The organism is Aeromonas sp. 19NY04SH05-1 (genome assembly GCF_040581895.1).
GTDB classification, from domain to species: domain Bacteria; phylum Pseudomonadota; class Gammaproteobacteria; order Enterobacterales; family Aeromonadaceae; genus Aeromonas; species Aeromonas enteropelogenes.
On the sequence record NZ_CP095328.1, the window covers coordinates 1,800,582 to 1,816,723 of the forward strand.

11 protein-coding genes are annotated in these 16,142 nt (G+C 60.6%); 6 read left to right on the forward strand and 5 right to left on the reverse strand.

The window, feature by feature from the left end; all coding sequences use genetic code 11:
- The first annotated feature begins 2 nt into the window (after nucleotides 1–2).
- From MRK42_RS08365 to gcvP, 4 genes are all read left to right on the forward strand, one after another.
- A complete protein-coding gene (locus MRK42_RS08365; protein WP_338612455.1) occupies nucleotides 3–1,271 on the forward strand; it encodes an FAD-dependent 2-octaprenylphenol hydroxylase in 1,269 nt (422 codons plus the stop codon).
- A gap of 429 nt (nucleotides 1,272–1,700) precedes the next feature.
- A complete protein-coding gene (gene gcvT / locus MRK42_RS08370; RefSeq protein WP_026457263.1) occupies nucleotides 1,701–2,798 on the forward strand; it encodes a glycine cleavage system aminomethyltransferase GcvT in 1,098 nt (365 codons plus the stop codon).
- Between the two features lie 77 nt (nucleotides 2,799–2,875).
- Nucleotides 2,876–3,265, forward strand: a complete 390-nt coding sequence (gene gcvH / locus MRK42_RS08375) for a glycine cleavage system protein GcvH (protein WP_026457262.1) — start codon at nucleotides 2,876–2,878, stop codon at nucleotides 3,263–3,265.
- A 191-nt stretch (nucleotides 3,266–3,456) separates the two neighbouring features.
- Entirely contained in the window at nucleotides 3,457–6,333 is a 2,877-nt protein-coding gene (gcvP, locus tag MRK42_RS08380) for an aminomethyl-transferring glycine dehydrogenase (RefSeq protein WP_338612164.1), read from the forward strand.
- Nucleotides 6,334–6,499: 166 nt separating this feature from the next.
- Here the strand turns inward: gcvP and MRK42_RS08385 are convergent, their stop codons facing one another.
- The 3 genes from MRK42_RS08385 to MRK42_RS08395 all read right to left on the reverse strand — a co-directional run bounded on the left by MRK42_RS08385 (nucleotide 6,500) and on the right by MRK42_RS08395 (nucleotide 11,446).
- Nucleotides 6,500–8,152, reverse strand: a complete 1,653-nt coding sequence (locus MRK42_RS08385) for a methyl-accepting chemotaxis protein (RefSeq protein ID WP_061477205.1) — start codon at nucleotides 8,150–8,152, stop codon at nucleotides 6,500–6,502.
- A 437-nt stretch (nucleotides 8,153–8,589) separates the two neighbouring features.
- Nucleotides 8,590–9,888 carry an anaerobic sulfatase maturase gene (locus MRK42_RS08390; protein WP_338612165.1) on the reverse strand — a complete coding sequence of 433 codons (1,299 nt, stop codon included), beginning with the start codon at nucleotides 9,886–9,888 and terminating at the stop codon, nucleotides 8,590–8,592.
- A 115-nt stretch (nucleotides 9,889–10,003) separates the two neighbouring features.
- On the reverse strand, nucleotides 10,004–11,446 hold the full coding sequence (locus MRK42_RS08395; protein ID WP_354689013.1) for an arylsulfatase: 1,443 nt from the start codon (nucleotides 11,444–11,446) through the stop codon (nucleotides 10,004–10,006).
- A 618-nt stretch (nucleotides 11,447–12,064) separates the two neighbouring features.
- On the opposite strand from MRK42_RS08395, the gene MRK42_RS08400 reads away from it, so the two are divergent.
- Nucleotides 12,065–12,814 (forward strand): class I SAM-dependent methyltransferase, encoded by a 750-nt coding sequence (locus MRK42_RS08400; protein WP_338612166.1) that lies wholly within the window; start codon nucleotides 12,065–12,067, stop codon nucleotides 12,812–12,814.
- A 121-nt stretch (nucleotides 12,815–12,935) separates the two neighbouring features.
- On the opposite strand, the gene MRK42_RS08405 is transcribed toward MRK42_RS08400, so the two are convergent.
- Complete coding sequence (locus MRK42_RS08405) at nucleotides 12,936–13,181, reverse strand: hypothetical protein (RefSeq protein ID WP_061477209.1); 246 nt, start codon at nucleotides 13,179–13,181, stop codon at nucleotides 12,936–12,938.
- A gap of 92 nt (nucleotides 13,182–13,273) precedes the next feature.
- Nucleotides 13,274–14,605, reverse strand: coding sequence for a GAF domain-containing sensor histidine kinase (locus MRK42_RS08410; RefSeq protein WP_338612167.1), 1,332 nt, complete (start codon nucleotides 14,603–14,605; stop codon nucleotides 13,274–13,276).
- 184 nt (nucleotides 14,606–14,789) lie between these two features.
- Here MRK42_RS08410 and MRK42_RS08415 point away from each other — a divergent pair, with 184 nt between their 5' ends.
- On the forward strand, nucleotides 14,790–16,127 hold the full coding sequence (locus tag MRK42_RS08415; protein ID WP_338612168.1) for an MFS transporter: 1,338 nt from the start codon (nucleotides 14,790–14,792) through the stop codon (nucleotides 16,125–16,127).
- Nucleotides 16,128–16,142: the final 15 nt, after the last annotated feature.

Below are 16,142 nucleotides of genomic sequence, written 5' to 3' on the forward strand. Positions count from 1 at the left end.
TGATGCAGATGCAAGACGTGGATGTGGTGATTGTCGGGGGTGGCATGGTGGGCCTGGGGCTCGCCGCAGCGCTCAAGGAGAGTGCCCTCAAGGTGGTGGTGGTTGAGGGGCGCTTGCCTGACTCCGAGCTTGGCGAGGTGGCCGACAACCGGGTCAGCGCCCTGAGCCTCGCCAGCCAGCGCATCCTGCAGCGGGTCGGGGCCTGGTCCGGGATTGCGGCGCGCCGCCTGCAGCATTACGACAAGATGGCGGTGTGGGAGCAGGACAGCTTCGGCCACATCGATTTTGATGCTGCCAGCCTGCGCCAGAGCGCCCTCGGCCATATCGTCGAGAACCGGGTCATCCAGCTGGCGCTGCTGGAGACGATCGAGGGTGCCAACAACATCCAGCTGCTCACGCCGGCTCGCGCCAAGAGCCTGCAGAGCGGCCCGGCGGGGGCCCTGCTGCTGCTTGAAGATGGCCAGGCCATCGCGGCGAAACTGGTGGTGGCGGCCGATGGTGCCCACTCCTGGGTCCGTCGTCAGGCCGATATTCCGCTGACCAGCTGGGATTACGGCCATCATGCCCTGGTGGCAACGGTACGCTGCGCCGAGCCCCATCAGGCGGTGGCCCGCCAGATCTTTACCCCGGAAGGGCCGCTCGCCTTCCTGCCCCTGTGGCAGGGGGATCTCTGCTCCATCGTCTGGTCCCTGCCTGCCGCGCGGGCCGAGGCGCTGTGCGCCTGCGACGATGAGAAGTTCAATCGCCAGCTCACCGCAGCATTCGATGCGCGGCTCGGCCTGTGCAAGGTGGAGGGGCCGCGCAGCGCCATCCCGCTCACCGCCCGCTATGCCCGCGACTTTGCCCGCGAGCGGCTGGTGCTGGTGGGCGATGCAGCCCACACCATACACCCGCTGGCGGGGCAGGGGGTCAACCTCGGCCTGCTGGATGCTGCCGCCCTGGCCGAGCTTATCCTCGCCAACCAGCGTGCCGGCAAGGATATCGGCCTGCAGGCCAACCTGCGCAGCTACGAGCGCTGGCGCAAGAGCGAGGCGGCCAGGATGCTGGCGGCGATGGAGGGGCTCAAGCGACTGTTTAGCGGTGCGCATCCCCTCAAGAAGCTGGTGCGCGGGGTGGGATTGCGTGCGGCCGATCTGCTGACGCCCTTCAAAGAGGGGGTGATCCGTGCCGCCATGGGGCTGGAGGGCGAATTGCCCGCCCTGGCCCGTCCCGAGTGGGTGCCGGTGACACCGGTCAACCCGGTGCCGCGGGCCAAGCTTTCGCCAAAATGATGAAAAAAACTAATATTAGCCGGCTTTTTTTATAAAAAAAGTAATCTGGCAAGGCTGATGCCCCTGACGAGGCGTCAGCCTTTAATTTTGGTGCAGTGCGAAACGTTTTTCTGCAAATTGTGACGAAACGGTGAAAATCGAAATTTAATCTCGACTTCTTCCGTTTACGGCTGTTTTTATCTTGGCGTTTATCTTAGTGTCTGGAAGCACTTAAACGGGAGGGGATTAGTTTTTTTTGAGCGGCGCATGGGCCCGCTTGGCATATAATCCGTCCCGTTCAAGGAATCCCTCTTGCCCGGCAAGGGCAGGAGCGAGCACAGACCCGGTGACCGGCTCTCTTTGCTGTGAAGGCTTATCTTTGCAGTGAATCGGGCGGGTTGCGAGAGTTGTCGCTAACGCTAAAGGGCTTTTTGCTAAGGAAAGAATGCGATGATCCAGACTACTGTACTGCATCCCAAACACCTGGAAGCCGGCGCCAAAATGGTGGACTTCCATGGTTGGGAAATGCCCATCAACTACGGTTCCCAGCTGGAAGAGCACCACGCGGTGCGCAGCGACGCCGGCATGTTCGATGTCTCCCACATGACCATCGTCGATCTGACCGGCGAGCGGGTCAAAGCCTTCCTGCAACACCTGCTGGCCAACGATGTGGCCAAGCTGACCGTTTCCGGCAAGGCCCTCTATAGCGGCATGCTCAATCCCGAAGGGGGCGTCATCGACGACCTCATTACCTATTACCTGACCGATACCTTCTACCGCCTGGTGGTCAACTCCGCCACCCGCGAGAAGGATCTGGCCTGGATCCGCCACCACGCCATCGATTTCGATGTCACCGTGACCGAGCGCCCCGAGCTCGCCATGATCGCGGTGCAGGGCCCCAACGCCAAGCTCAAGGTGGCCTCCGTCCTGAGCGCCTCCCAGCGCACCGCCGTGGTGGGGATGAAGCCCTTCTTCGGCGTGCAGGCCGGCGATCTCTTCATCGCCACCACCGGCTACACCGGCGAAGATGGCTACGAGATCGTGGTGCCGCAAGAGAAGGCGTGCGATCTGTGGCAGGGGCTGCTGGATGCAGGGGTTGCCCCCTGCGGCCTGGGCGCGCGGGATACCCTGCGTCTCGAAGCCGGCATGAACCTCTATGGTCAGGACATGGACGAGTCTATCTCTCCGCTCGCCGCCAACATGGCCTGGACCATCGCCTGGGAGCCGGCCGATCGCCAGTTTATCGGCCGCGCCGCGCTGGAAGCGCAGAAAGCGGCGGGCAACCAGCACAAGCTGGTGGGCCTGGTGATGGAAGAGAAAGGGGTCTTGCGTGCCGGCATGGCGGTCACCTTTACCGGTGCCGATGGCGAGCCGCGGGAAGGGGTGATCACCTCAGGCTCCTTCTCCCCGACCCTGGGCTACAGCATCGCCCTGGCGCGGGTGCCCCGTGACATCGGCGCACAGGCCCAGGTTGAGATCCGCAAGAAATTGGTTACCGTGAAGGTGACCAAGCCCGCCTTCGTCCGCAATGGTCAGGCGCTGGTGTAATGATTGATGGCGGCGCAGGAAGGTCCTGCGCCGCGCCCTTTTGTAAAAAGTGATCCAAGTACATTAAGGAAGCACAAATGAGCCATATCCCGAGCGAACTGAAATATGCCACCTCCCACGAGTGGATCCGTGTCGAAGCCAACGGTGAGGCCGTCGTCGGTATCACCGAGCACGCCCAGGAGCTGTTGGGGGACATGGTGTTTGTCGAGTTGCCCGAGGTGGGTAAGCAGGTCAGCGCCGGTGACGACTGCGCCGTGGCCGAGTCGGTAAAAGCCGCCTCCGACATCTACAGCCCGGTGAGCGGCGAGATCATCGCCGTCAACGAAGAGCTGGAAGGCAGCCCCGAGCTGGTCAACTCCGATCCGTACCAGGCTGGTTGGTTGTTCCGCATCAAGCTGGATGACGCAGGCGAGCTGGCCAACCTGCTGGACGCCGAAGGCTACCAGAACGTGGTGGACGAAGAGTAATGCCTCTGGGCCCTGCACAGCGTGCGGGGCCCTTTTGTATGACGGTCTGCCAACGAGCGGGCCGCAGGATGCCGGCGCGCATCCGCCACAATGGGATAACAGTTCCATTGCGGCACCCATGAACATGAGTGGAGTCGGTCCAGGCCGACTATCAGTGCTTTTTATCAGGATTTATGAGCAGGAATAGGGAAATGACCCAGTCATTGTTTGAACTCGAGCAAAAAACCGATTTCATCCGCCGTCATATCGGCCCGGGTGAGGAAGAGCTGCGCGTGCTGTTGGCCGAAGTGGGTGCCGAGAGCCTGGACGATCTGATTGAGCAGACGGTCCCGGCCGCCATCCGTCGCCCCGGCCCCCTGGGGATCGGCGCCAGCATGACGGAGGTGGAGGCCCTGGCCAAGCTCAAGGGTTACGCCGCCCAGAACAAGATTGCCAAGAGCTATATCGGCATGGGTTATCACGACACCCACGTGCCCCATGTCATCCTGCGCAACGTGCTGGAGAACCCGGGCTGGTACACCGCCTACACCCCCTATCAGCCCGAGCTGGCCCAGGGCCGTCTCGAAGCCCTGCTCAACTTCCAGCAACTGACCCTGGACTTGACCGGCATGGATCTCGCCAGCGCCTCCCTGCTGGATGAAGCCACCGCCGCTGCCGAAGCCATGGCACTCGCCAAGCGGATGGCCAAGTCCAAGTCCAACCTCTTCTTCGTGGCCGACGACGTGCATCCCCAGGTGATCGACGTGGTCAAGGAGCGCGCGGTGCACTTCGGCTTCGACGTGGCTGTGGGCCCCGTCGCCGAGGCGGTGAGCGAAGAGGTGTTCGGTGCCCTGTTCCAGTATCCCACCACCACGGGTGAGGTGAAGGATCTGCGCGCCCTGATCGCCGCGGTGCAGGCTCAGAAAGGGTTGGCCTGCGTCAGCGCTGATATCCTCTCCCTGTTGCTGCTCAAATCCCCGGGCGAGCTGGGCGCCGATGTGGTGTTGGGCTCTGCCCAGCGTTTTGGCGTGCCCATGGGTTACGGTGGTCCTCACGCCGCCTTCTTCGCTACCCGCGATGCCTACAAGCGCTCCATGCCGGGCCGCATCATCGGCGTCTCCAAGGATGCCCGTGGCAAGAATGCCCTGCGCATGGCGATGCAGACCCGCGAGCAGCACATCCGCCGCGAGAAGGCCAACTCCAATATCTGTACCGCCCAGGTGCTGTTGGCCAACATGGCGAGCTTCTACGCCGTCTACCACGGTCCGGTGGGGCTGAAAACCATCGCCTCCCGCGTACACCGTCTGACCAGCATCCTGGCGCTGGGGCTGAAAGCCAAGGGCGTGGCCCTCAAGCACGACAGCTGGTTCGATACCCTCACTGTGCTGACAGCGGGCAAATCAGAGCTGATCGCCAAGGCCGAGGGGCTGGACATCAACCTGCGCGCCGATCTGGATGGCGCCGTGGGGGTGTCGCTGTCCGAGACCACCACCCGTGACGACGTGGCCGAGCTGTTCGAGCTGTTCCTGGGGGCAGGCCACGGCCTGGATCTGGAGGCGCTGGACAAGGCGGCCCAGGCCCATCATGCCATCCCGCAGGATCTGCTGCGCAGCGACGCCGTGCTGACCCACGAGGTGTTCAACAAGTACCACTCCGAGACCGAGATGCTGCGCTACATCCACCGTCTCGAAGCAAAAGATCTGGCGCTCAACTACGCCATGATCTCCCTGGGTTCTTGCACCATGAAGCTCAACGCCACCGCCGAGATGATCCCGGTGACCTGGCCCGAGTTTGGCAAGCTGCACCCGTTTGCACCGCTCGAGCAGGCCAAGGGTTACCAGCTGCTGCTGGCAGACCTTGAGGACTGGCTGGTGAAGGTGACCGGCTACGATGCGGTCTGCATGCAGCCCAACTCCGGTGCCCAGGGCGAGTACGCGGGCTTGCTCGCCATCAAGAAGTACCACGAGTCTCGCGGCGAGGGGCATCGCGACATCTGCCTCATTCCGGCTTCTGCCCACGGTACCAACCCGGCCTCTGCCCAGATGGCGGGCCTCAAGGTGATCGTCACCGCCTGTGACAAGGCCGGCAACGTGGATCTTGATGACCTGCGCGCCAAGGCGGCCGAGGCGGGGGATCAGCTCTCCTGTCTGATGGTGACCTACCCCTCCACCCACGGGGTGTACGAGGAGACCATCAAGGAGGTGTGCGACATCGTGCACCAGTACGGTGGTCAGGTCTATCTGGACGGCGCCAACATGAACGCCCAGGTGGGGCTGACTGCGCCTGGCTTTATCGGCGCGGACGTCTCCCACCTCAACCTGCACAAGACCTTCGCCATCCCCCACGGTGGTGGCGGTCCGGGCATGGGCCCCATCGGCGTGAAACAGCATCTGGCACCGTTCGTGGCCGGTCACGCCGTGGTCAAGACCGACAAGGAGAGCCGTGACAACGGCGCCGTATCGGCCGCACCGTTCGGCTCGGCCAGCATCCTGCCCATCAGCTGGATGTATATCGCCATGCTGGGTGACGAGGGGCTGAAGAAATCCACTCAGGTCGCCATCCTCAACGCCAACTACCTGGCCAAGAAGCTCGGCGAGGCCTTCCCGGTGCTCTACACCGGTCGCAACCATCGCGTTGCCCACGAGTGCATCCTGGATATCCGTCCGCTCAAAGAAGCCTCCGGCATCAGCGAGATGGACGTGGCCAAGCGCCTGATGGATTTTGGCTTCCACGCGCCGACCATGAGCTTCCCGGTGGCGGGTACCCTGATGGTTGAACCGACCGAATCCGAATCCAAGCGCGAGCTGGATCGCTTCGTCGAGGCGATGATCGCCATCCGCGCCGAGATCGCCAAGGTGCAGGACGGCCACTGGAGCTTGACCGACAACCCGCTGGTGCACGCGCCCCACACTCAGGATGACGTGATGGACGAGCAGTGGAACCGCGCCTACAGCCGCGCCGAGGCGGTCTTCCCGTCCGAGGCTGTGCGCGCCAGCAAGCTGTGGCCGTCGGTTAACCGCATCGACGACGTCTACGGCGATCGCAACCTGTTCTGCTCCTGCGTACCCACCGAGGATTACGCCAAGTAAGAAGAGGCGTTCGTGGCTAAAGCGCCGTGACCCTGCAAGCGATAAGGCCCTGCATCAGCAGGGCCTTTTTTATGTCGCTCGTCGAAAGAAAGTAAGAGGGACATAAAAAAACGGCGCCATCGAATGGCGCCGTGAAAATAGGGGGAGCTTGTTGTTGGTATAGGTATCAGGTCAGGCTGAAGCGGCCGATGCTCTGCTGCAGGTGAATGGCCAGTTTATTGAGATCCTGACAGGCCTGGGCCGTGTGCTGCGCACCCTGGGCGTTCTCGTCGGCGACCTCGTGAATGGTGACCATGTTGCGGTTGAGCTCGCCCGTCACCGTATTCTGCTGCTCGGTGGCGCTGGCAATCTGGGTGTTCATGTCGGTGATATGGGTCACCGCCTCGTTGATCTTGCCGATGCTGTTGCCCGCCTGGCGTGCCAGCTCGACGGAAGTCACCATCTGGTCGCGGTTGGCCTGCATGGCATTGCCGGCATCGATGGCGCAGTTTTGCAGTATTTCGATGATCTTGTTGATCTCGCAGGTCGAGTCCTGGGTGCGTTTGGCCAGGGTGCGTACCTCATCGGCTACCACGGCAAAGCCGCGACCCTGTTCGCCGGCGCGCGCGGCCTCGATGGCGGCGTTGAGAGCCAGCAGGTTGGTCTGATCGGCGATGCCGCGGATCACGTCCAGTACCACGCCGATATTGCTGCTCTCCTGCTCCAGGTTGTGGATCACCCGGCCGGTCTGCTCCAGCTGGCTGGAGACCTCTTCGATGCTGTCGATGGCATCCAGCACGACCTGGTTACCCTGATGGGACGCTTCAAAGGCGTGCTGGGCCGCGACGGCTGCGTCGGTGGAGTTGCGGGCAACTTCATGTACCGTGGTCTGCATCTCGTTCATGGCGGTGGCGACCTGGGCAATCTCCTGCTGCTGCTGGTGCATGCTTTGGGAAGCCTGAACCGAGATGGTGCTTACCTCTTCCACGGCGCAGCTCAGCTGGCTGACCGAGGCGTCGATGTCGTTGACCAGGTCGGTCAGCCCCTCCTTCATGTGGCGGATGGAGTGGGCAAGCTGGCCAATCTCGTCCTTGTGGAAGCGGCCCTGATCGAACCAGTCGCACAGGGTGCCACGCCCCAGACGGCCGGACGCAATCTGCTGGGCCTGATCGGCCAGCATCAACAGGGGATCGCGGATCTGGCGAGTCAGGATGGTGGCGAACACGACCACGGCGATGACCCCCAGCAGCAGGGTGATCATGATGTTGATGCGTGCGTTGCCATAGGCCTGTTCGGCCATGCTGCGCCCTTCGACCGCATAGTCCTGGTTGATCTTGATGAGCGCCTCGACGGCTTCGTGGAGCTTGTCGTAAAGGGGCGTGCCATCGCGCAGGAACATATAACGTGCGTTGAGGGTATCACCTTGTTCCAGAGTATTTTTTACCTTGTAGTAAAAATTCAGGTAATTGCGCCAATCGGATTTCAGATCTTCGAAAAGACGGGTCTCGTTTTGATCAAATAGCGTCTTGCGATATTCCTCGAGCAGCATGTCCATTTGTGCCGGCTTGCTGTCCATGATGACCCGATATTCATTTCGTTTTTGCTCATCATCGAAATTGACGAAATAGAGCAATTCATGGCGACGCAGATCGGTCGCGACATTGCGAATATCGTTGGCGCGATTGATGCTGGGGATCACCGCATCTGTGATATCCAGCGTCTGCGTGTTCATATTTTCGAACTGCAGTAGGGAGAAGCCGCCGATGGAGGCCAGCATCAGCCCCAATACGATGAATGCGGCGCTCAGCTTCTTGCCGATGGTCATGTTGTTGATGGACATAGAGGATCCGAACTGTGAGTGTGATTTTTCCTTCCGAAATAGCTGCACTCATCCCGCCAAAATAAATTCAGGCAAGAGAGAATCAGGGGTCCTTGATATAGCGCGGGGTATTGTTTTTTATTATTTAACTTGAGGTTTCAGGTGAAACCAAAAGGTGAATTAATTTCTACTATATAACAAAAAGGCATGTTTGGTCAGATCAGATAATAGGGGGTGAATAAAAGGACTGGGAGTTGGAAAAATAAAAATCAGAATTGTCAGTTATTTATTGGCGTTAATACCCACATGGGGTTAGCCATAAAACATGGCGTGCCGGGCAGGTAAAGAGGGGCAACCCACCGTGATGGCCGGTGGGTTGGAGAAGACAAGAGGCTGACAAAGAGACTTGATACAGAGAGCGAAAAGGTGGACGAACGCTGGGCGGCCATGCCCGGTGCTCATCTACCCTGATCCTGTTCTTTCAGCACGTGGGCGATGCCTGCCAGTATGGGGGCCGCGTAGTCGAAGAAACGCTTTATCCCGGGGCAGAGGTAGTTCAGGCCAATCTCGCCATCCGGGGCCCTGACCAGACGATTCTTGGGGCATTCGCCCCAGCAGAGCGTCAGGTAGGGGCACTTGAGGCAGTAATCGGGCAGGCTGTCCCGCTTGGACATGCCAAATGCCTCCTGGCGGGTGGAGAAGGCCATGTGGGTCAAGGGGCGCTGTTTGATATCCCCCAGCCGATACTCCGGATAGACGAAGTGATCGCAGGAGAAGACGCTGCCATCGTGCTCGATGGCCAGCGCCTTGCCGCAAAACTCGGCGGTGACGCAGAGCTGGGAGGGGTATCCCATGGTCTGGGCCACGGCGGTTTCGAACAGATTGACCAGCACGCGCCCCAGGTCGTTGTTGACCCACTCCTCGAACACGGTTGCCAGAAAGGTGCCCCAGTCATCGGGATCCACCGACCAGTCCGTGACGATCGACATGGGGTGGTCGGGTTTGCTGAGCTCGCTGCCAACCAGGGGCAGCATGCTGTCGTTCCAGAATTGCGGGGCCGTGCGTTTGAAATCGCTAGCCTCGACGCAGGGGGTGAACTGGATGTAGGTGGCCCCCAGTTCCCGGGTCAGAAAGCGATACACCTCGAGGGGATATTTCGCATTGTGCCGGTTGATGACGGTCAGGGCATTGAAGGGAACCTGATGCTGGCGCAGCAGCTCGGCCGCCGCCATCACCAGATCGAAGGTGGGTTTGCCGCTGCGGGTCACCCGGTATTTGTCGTGCAGTGCGCGGGGCCCGTCGATGGAGAGGCCAACCAGAAAGCCGTGCTCCTTGAGAAACCGGCACCACTCGTCATTGAGCAGGATACCGTTGGTCTGCAAGTCGTTGCGGATGCTGACCCCGGGTGGGCAATACTTTTGCTGCAGCGCCACTATCTGGCGAAAGTAGTCGATGCCGAGCAGGGTCGGTTCACCGCCCTGCCAGGAGAAGACGATCTCGTCGCCATCCTGCCCCTCTATGTAACTACGGATGAAGGTGTCCAGGGTCTCTTCATCCATCCTGGGTTGTCTGGGTTGATGGAGCAGGTCTTCCTTGTGCAGGTAGAAGCAATATTGGCAATCTATGTTGCACTTGGAGCCCCCCGGTTTGGCCATGACATGGAAGCGGCGGGCATAGGCGCCGCTGCTGTCGCGGCTGGCGGTTTTGAGCGGGGTGACGTCCAGGTGAGTCGTGTCACGGGTCCGGATTTTGTTCATCGTTACTCTTCTGATGACGACGGGCGAGGTCGATACGGGATGAAAACCTGACGAAAGGGAAAGGTGTCAGCCAGCGGGATGAAGATGGCGGAGGGATAGCCCTCCGCCGTATCGTTTACTGCTGGGTTTTCTGCATGGCTTCCTGAATGACCTTGGCCATGTCGAAGGTGGTGCTTCCCTGAACCGGCGGATACTTGACCAGGGTGTTGACGTGCTCGCCGACCATCTCGCTGACCGGTGCCAGCATCCAGGACATCTTCTGCACCAGGTGGCCGTTGGCATCGATGGAGTCGTAACTCTCGAACGGATCGGCCCTCAGGTTGTAGAGCTTGGGCTTGGAGAGCGGGGTGAGGTTGTCATAGTAGTTCTCTGCCACCGCGAAGTGGAACTTCCAGGGGCCGACCCGCACCGCCGAGAGCTTGTCCTCGAAGTAGTAGAAGATGGAGTCGCGAGCCGATTCCTTGTTCTTGCCTTCCCAGTAGGCGAGGTTGTTGACGCCATCTATGTACTGTTTCTTCTCGTCCATCATCTTCTTGTTGACGTCGGGGACACCCGCTGCCGCCGCCAGGGTGGTGAAGAGATCCTGGTGACCCTGGATGCCGTTGAGCACGCCACCCGCCGGGATCTGGGCCGGCCAGCGTGCCATCATGGGCACCCGGACGCCCCCTTCATAGGTGGTCATCTTCTCGCCGCGGAACGGCGTGGTGGCGCCATAAGGCCAGGAGGAGTGTTCCGGACCATTGTCGGTGGTATAGATGACGATGGTGTTCTCTTTCAGACCCCGCTTTTCCAGTTCGTCGAGCAGATAGCCGATGTCGCTGTCGTGCTGCATCATGCCGCTACCATGGTAGTCGTATTCACTGGTGTACTGCTCGGCAGCATAGCGCCACTTGTCGTTGAGACGGGTATAGAGGTGCATGCGGCTGGTATTGACCCAGGTAAAGAAGGGCTTGTCTTCCTTGAGCGAGTTGTCGATGAACTTGAGGGCGGCCGGGATCATCTCGGCGCGGTCGAAGTCCTTCATCCGCTCCTGGCCCAGCGGGCCGGTATCGGTACATTTCTGTTTGCCGACTTCACCGAAACGCGGGTCGACCGTCTTGTCTTCGGTCTCGGTGGCGTAGCAGTGCAGGACGCCGCGGGTACCGAACTTCTTGCTGTACGCCTCCACCGAGCCAGAGTACTGCTTGGCAAAATTCTGGTAATCCCGTTGCTCGTGTTCTTCTTGGGTATTGAGGTGATAGAGGTTGCCGAAAAATTCGTCGAAGCCATGGACGGTCGGCAGGGCAAAGTTGTGATCCCCTAGGTGGTTCTTGCCGAACTGGCCGGTCTTGTAGCCAACGGCTTTGAGCACTTCGGCCAGAGACGGGGAGTCTTTCTTCAGACCCAGCGCACCACCGGGCATGGCCACCGTCGTCATGCCGGAGCGAATGGGGTACTGCCCGGTCAGGAAGGCGGCGCGGCCCGCCGTCGAACTCGGCTGCGCGTAATGATCGGTGAACTTGATGCCTTCGTTGGCGATTCGCTCGATGTCGGGGGTGGTGTAACCCATGGTGCCCATGCCATAGGCACTGACGTTCTGCCAGCCGATGTCATCACCAAAGATGACCAGAATGTTCGGTTTATCCGTTTATGCCATGACACCGGCGGAGAGGATGATGCTCACTGCCGCAGATATTTTTCCCAATTTCATGTTGTCGCTCCATCTAGGTTCAAAAGAAACCTCATCATCAGCCGAACGGCCTGTACATCCATTACACAGCAGCACATTGAGTCCGGTACACCAAGATACTGTACCCATGTGAACAATGACACGCCACGCCCCAGCTTATTACGCAGACACTGACTAATAACCAGAGTGTCAGTTGCGAAATATGAAGATTGTGATGGGGCTCTCATGAGGAATATTCAAACATGACTTCTGTTCAGGTCATGGTATGAACGTCTGATGAGGCCAAAGGGGAGGGAGCCTCTCTTTATGCCGCCTCAACAACAGGTCAATCTGGTCATATTAATGGGCTGGCGCCAGCGCCATGAATAAATACGCAGACTTTGGCCCGCCGCGATTCGACTCGCCAGGGCCGTGAGCGTCGTTGTTGGCCTTGAAGCCTGAACGTATGGGGGCCAGGCTGGCAGTCGCAGGAACATTATTGTGTGACAGCATAATGAGGAGTGATGGATGGACAATACCGAACGATTTTCAGCCCGCGTCGAAGCCTATGTGAAATACCGCCCCGGCTACCCGTCAGCCATGCTGGATTTTCTGGCCGATGAGCTGGCTATGGGGCCAGAGACCCTGGTTGCCGACATCGGGGCGGGCACCGGCATACTGACGGCGCTGCTGGCCCCCAGGGTGCGTCAGGTTCTGGCCGTCGAACCCAATCCGGATATGCGTGCGGCGGCGCAGCAGCTGCTGGCCGGCGTTGCCAATGTCGTCTGTCATGATGGTCGGGCCGAGGCAACCGGCCTGCCGGATGGGTGTGTGGATCTCGTCACGGTCGCCCAGGCGTTCCACTGGTTCAATCGCCCGGCCTTCAAGGCCGAGAGTCGCCGCCTGCTAAAGCCAGGTGGCAGAGTGGCGCTTATCTGGAATGACAGGCTGACGAATACCGAATTTCTCAAGGCCTACGAGGACGGGCTGCGCACCTATTCCGGCGACTATGAGGAGGTCAATCATCGCAACCTGGGGGAGGATGACTTTGCCGCCTTCTTCGAGGGGGACTATCGGCTCAGCCGGTTCGACAACTGCCAGCACTTCGATCTGGACGGGGTGCTGGGTCGGCTCAACTCCTCTTCCTATGCCCCCGCTATCGGTACGTCGGCTTATGAGCAGTTGACGGCACTGATCCGCCGCGAGTTTGCGCGCTGGGAGCAAGATGGCCGGATTGCCTTCAATTACAGCACCCTGGTCTACAGCGGCCGAGTCTGATGCTATGGATTGGCAGGGCGTTTGCCTGGGTGCCATTACCAGGGGGTCATTAATGGCAGAGCCCTCACCGTGGCCGGAGAGGGCTCTGTTGCCATCTGTTGCCCCGGGGAGTGGGCACGCGTCAGTGGTTCTCTATCTCCAAGAGGGCCATGGCTTTGGCCAGCGCATCGACGGATTCCTGATGCTTGCCCGCCTTGTGCAGAGACTCCCCTTCGGCGCGCAGCTTTTTCACCTGTGCCAATTGCTCGGCACTGAGGTCGGGTGCCCTGGCCAGGGCATCGTCAATCTTCTTCATGTCGGCAGGGCAGTGAAAGGCGAGCGCGCCGCCGGCAAAGAGCAGGGTGAATACAAACAGGAGTGATTTCATCTTGATTACCTCGCTGGGGGACATCTGCAAGGATAGACCTCGTCAGGGCGCAACGAAGGCCCGTGTTTTGGATAGATGGCACAGGAGCGTTGTCACAGGCGACCCGGAGCCATGCGCGGGAAGGTCAGGGTAAAGCAACTGCCTTCACCCGGTGACGAACGCGCCGTCAGGCTGCCACCCAACACCGAGGTGGCGATGCGGCGGCAGATGGAGAGCCCCAGCCCCGAACCTCCCTTGCCCAGGGTGGTGGTAAAGAAGGGATCGAAGATGTGGGCCAGTACGTTGGGGGCCATGCCCTGGCCGTTGTCCAGCACTTCCAGGTAGATGGTCTCCTTGTCCTGATAGGCGCTGATCACGATTCGCCCATCCTGCCTGCTCCCTATGCCATGCACAGCGGCATTGTGAACGAGGTTGAGCAGGACCTGGCTCAGGGGGCCCGGGTAGGTGTCACAGAGAAGCCCCTCACCAACAGTATTTTGCATGATCACACGGTCATAGCCCTGTCCGGCCTTGAGGTTGGCCAGGTTGTCGTCGATGAGGCGCTTGAGTTCGAAGCTGCGCCGGCTCTCCGAAGTCTGATCGATGGCCACTTGTTTGAAGCTCTTGACCAGCTTGGCCGATTGGGTGATGGCCTGCTGCGCCAGCTCGCTCATCTCCTGGGTGGCCTTGATGAACTCTTCCAGGGTGGAGCGACGGATCGTCTGTGCCCCCAACTGGGCGGCCAGTTGCCGCGTTCTCTCCTGCAGAGCCGTGGTGGCGATCAGGGCATTGCCGATAGGGGTGTTCAGCTCGTGAGAGATCCCCGCCACCATGGCCCCCAGTGCCGCCAGGGTTTCGGTGTGGATCAGCTCTTCCTGGGTCTTTTTCAGGCTGTCGAGGGTCTGGGTCAGCTGTGCCTTGTGCTGCTCGAGCTCTTCCTGCGTCTCCTGCAGACGGATATTGTCGTAGAGGGTATGCATGCTCTGCTGCACCGAGTCACGAAATTGCAAGAGCAACTGTCGATAGAGACCACCGTAGTCATTCTCCTCCCGGCTCAGCACGCAGATGGTGCCGAAGATCCGGCCATCGGGCCAGCAGAGCGGCAGGCCGCAGTAGGAGATCATGCCGAGTTTGATGTCAGGGTTGTGATCCCACTCGGGATCCTTGAGGGCATTGGGAACGAGGAGCTCCTGGCGGGTATCCATGACCCGTTCGCAATAGAGCCCTGAGTCGAGGTGCTCGCGCGCGCCGGCAGGGTAGCAGTTGTCCGGCGTCTGGCTGGTGATGAAGACTTCGATCTCGCTGGGATGTACCCGCATGATGAGCCCGGCCGGCACGTGAAACAGCTCAGCCATCAGATTGATGGTTTTTTGCCAGGAGAGACGCAGGGAGTCCGGGATCTCGAACTCGGGGGCGATCGGGTACTTGGCGATGCTCGCAGACATTAAGGCGTTCCTGTTTGCTGGGACTATGGTGAGTGGACTCTATTTCCCATTCTAGTTGTCCGGTTCAGGCCGTGCGCGCCATGGCTTGGCAAATGCCGCAGGGTTGAAGCGAACCGGAAGCAAACGGTACCATGATCCTTTCGCCGAATTATTCGCCACCCTTATTCATCTTACTGGAGTGCCCATGACCCTCAGACGATTGTTGTCCCCCCTGACCAGTCTGGTGATCTTCATCCTGGGGCACGGCATGTTCAACACCCTGTTGACGGTGCGCCTGTCGGCCGAGGATGTCTCGGCCCAGGCCATCGGCCTGGTGTCGGCCGCCTATTTCGGTGGCCTGGTGCTGGGGGCTTTCGTCAACGCCCGCCTCATCATCCGGGTGGGGCATATCCGGGCCTATGCGGCCTATGCCTCCCTGCTCTGCTTTCTGTTCCTGTTGCACGGCATGGTGGTCGAACCCATCAGCTGGGCGGCGATGCGTCTGGTAGGGGGATTTGCTACCGGCGGCCTGTTCGTGGTGCTGGAGTCCTGGATGCTGGTCTCGAGTACCCCCGCCAACCGGGGGCGGTTGATGTCCCTCTACATGATCCTGCTCTACGGATCCCTTGCCATGGGGCAATTGTTGCTCAAATGGATCGATCCTATGGTGCTCACCCCCTTTGCTCTGTGCGCCATGGCCGCCACCCTGTCGGTGGTGCCGCTCGCTATCTCGCGGGTGGCCATGCCCGCCATGGTGGCGCCGCAGCCGGTCGGGGTGCGTGAGCTGGTGCGCCTCACCCCGGCGGGGATGGGCAGCAGTTTTACCTCGGGCCTTATTTTGGGGGCTATCTATGGCTTGCTGCCCCTCTATTTTGCCGATACCGGGGCCTCCCTCTCCCGGGTGGCGGACATGATGGCGCTGGTGATCCTGGGGGGGATGTGCCTGCAGTATCCCATTGGCCGCATGTCCGATCGTTTCGACCGGCGACTGGTGATCCTGCTGCTGTGCAGCGTGCTGACCCTGCTTGCCCTCTTGATGGTGGCGCTGCCCGCCGGCTGGCGCGAGCCGATCGCGGGGGCCCTGGTGTTCCTGCTCGGGGGCATGGCGTTTTCCATCTATCCCCTGAGCCTGAGTCACGCCTGTGACGAATTGCATCCGGATCAGGTGCTGGGGGCCAACCAGGGGTTGCTGCTCGCCTACAGCATGGGGGCCATGATAGGCCCGCTGCTGGCGCCGCTCCTGATGCGTCCCTTCGGGCCAGAGGGGTTGTTCCTCTACTTTGCCCTGTGCGGGGCGCTGCTCGCCACTTACCTTGGCTGGCGCAAGCGGCAGCGGGCGCCCATTCCGCTGGACGAGCATCAGGTGTTTATCCCTGTGCCGCCCAATACCCCCATGACCGCCGAGCTGGAGCCGAGAACCGATCTGGCGGGGGAGGCTGTGCCTACCTCCTATGCCACTCCTGATGCTCCCCTTGACACGGCTCCCGAGAACACTCCCGACCTGACTTCCGGCAACCCTGGGGGGGCCAGAGAGGGGACCTAGCCACTTCCCCGTTTG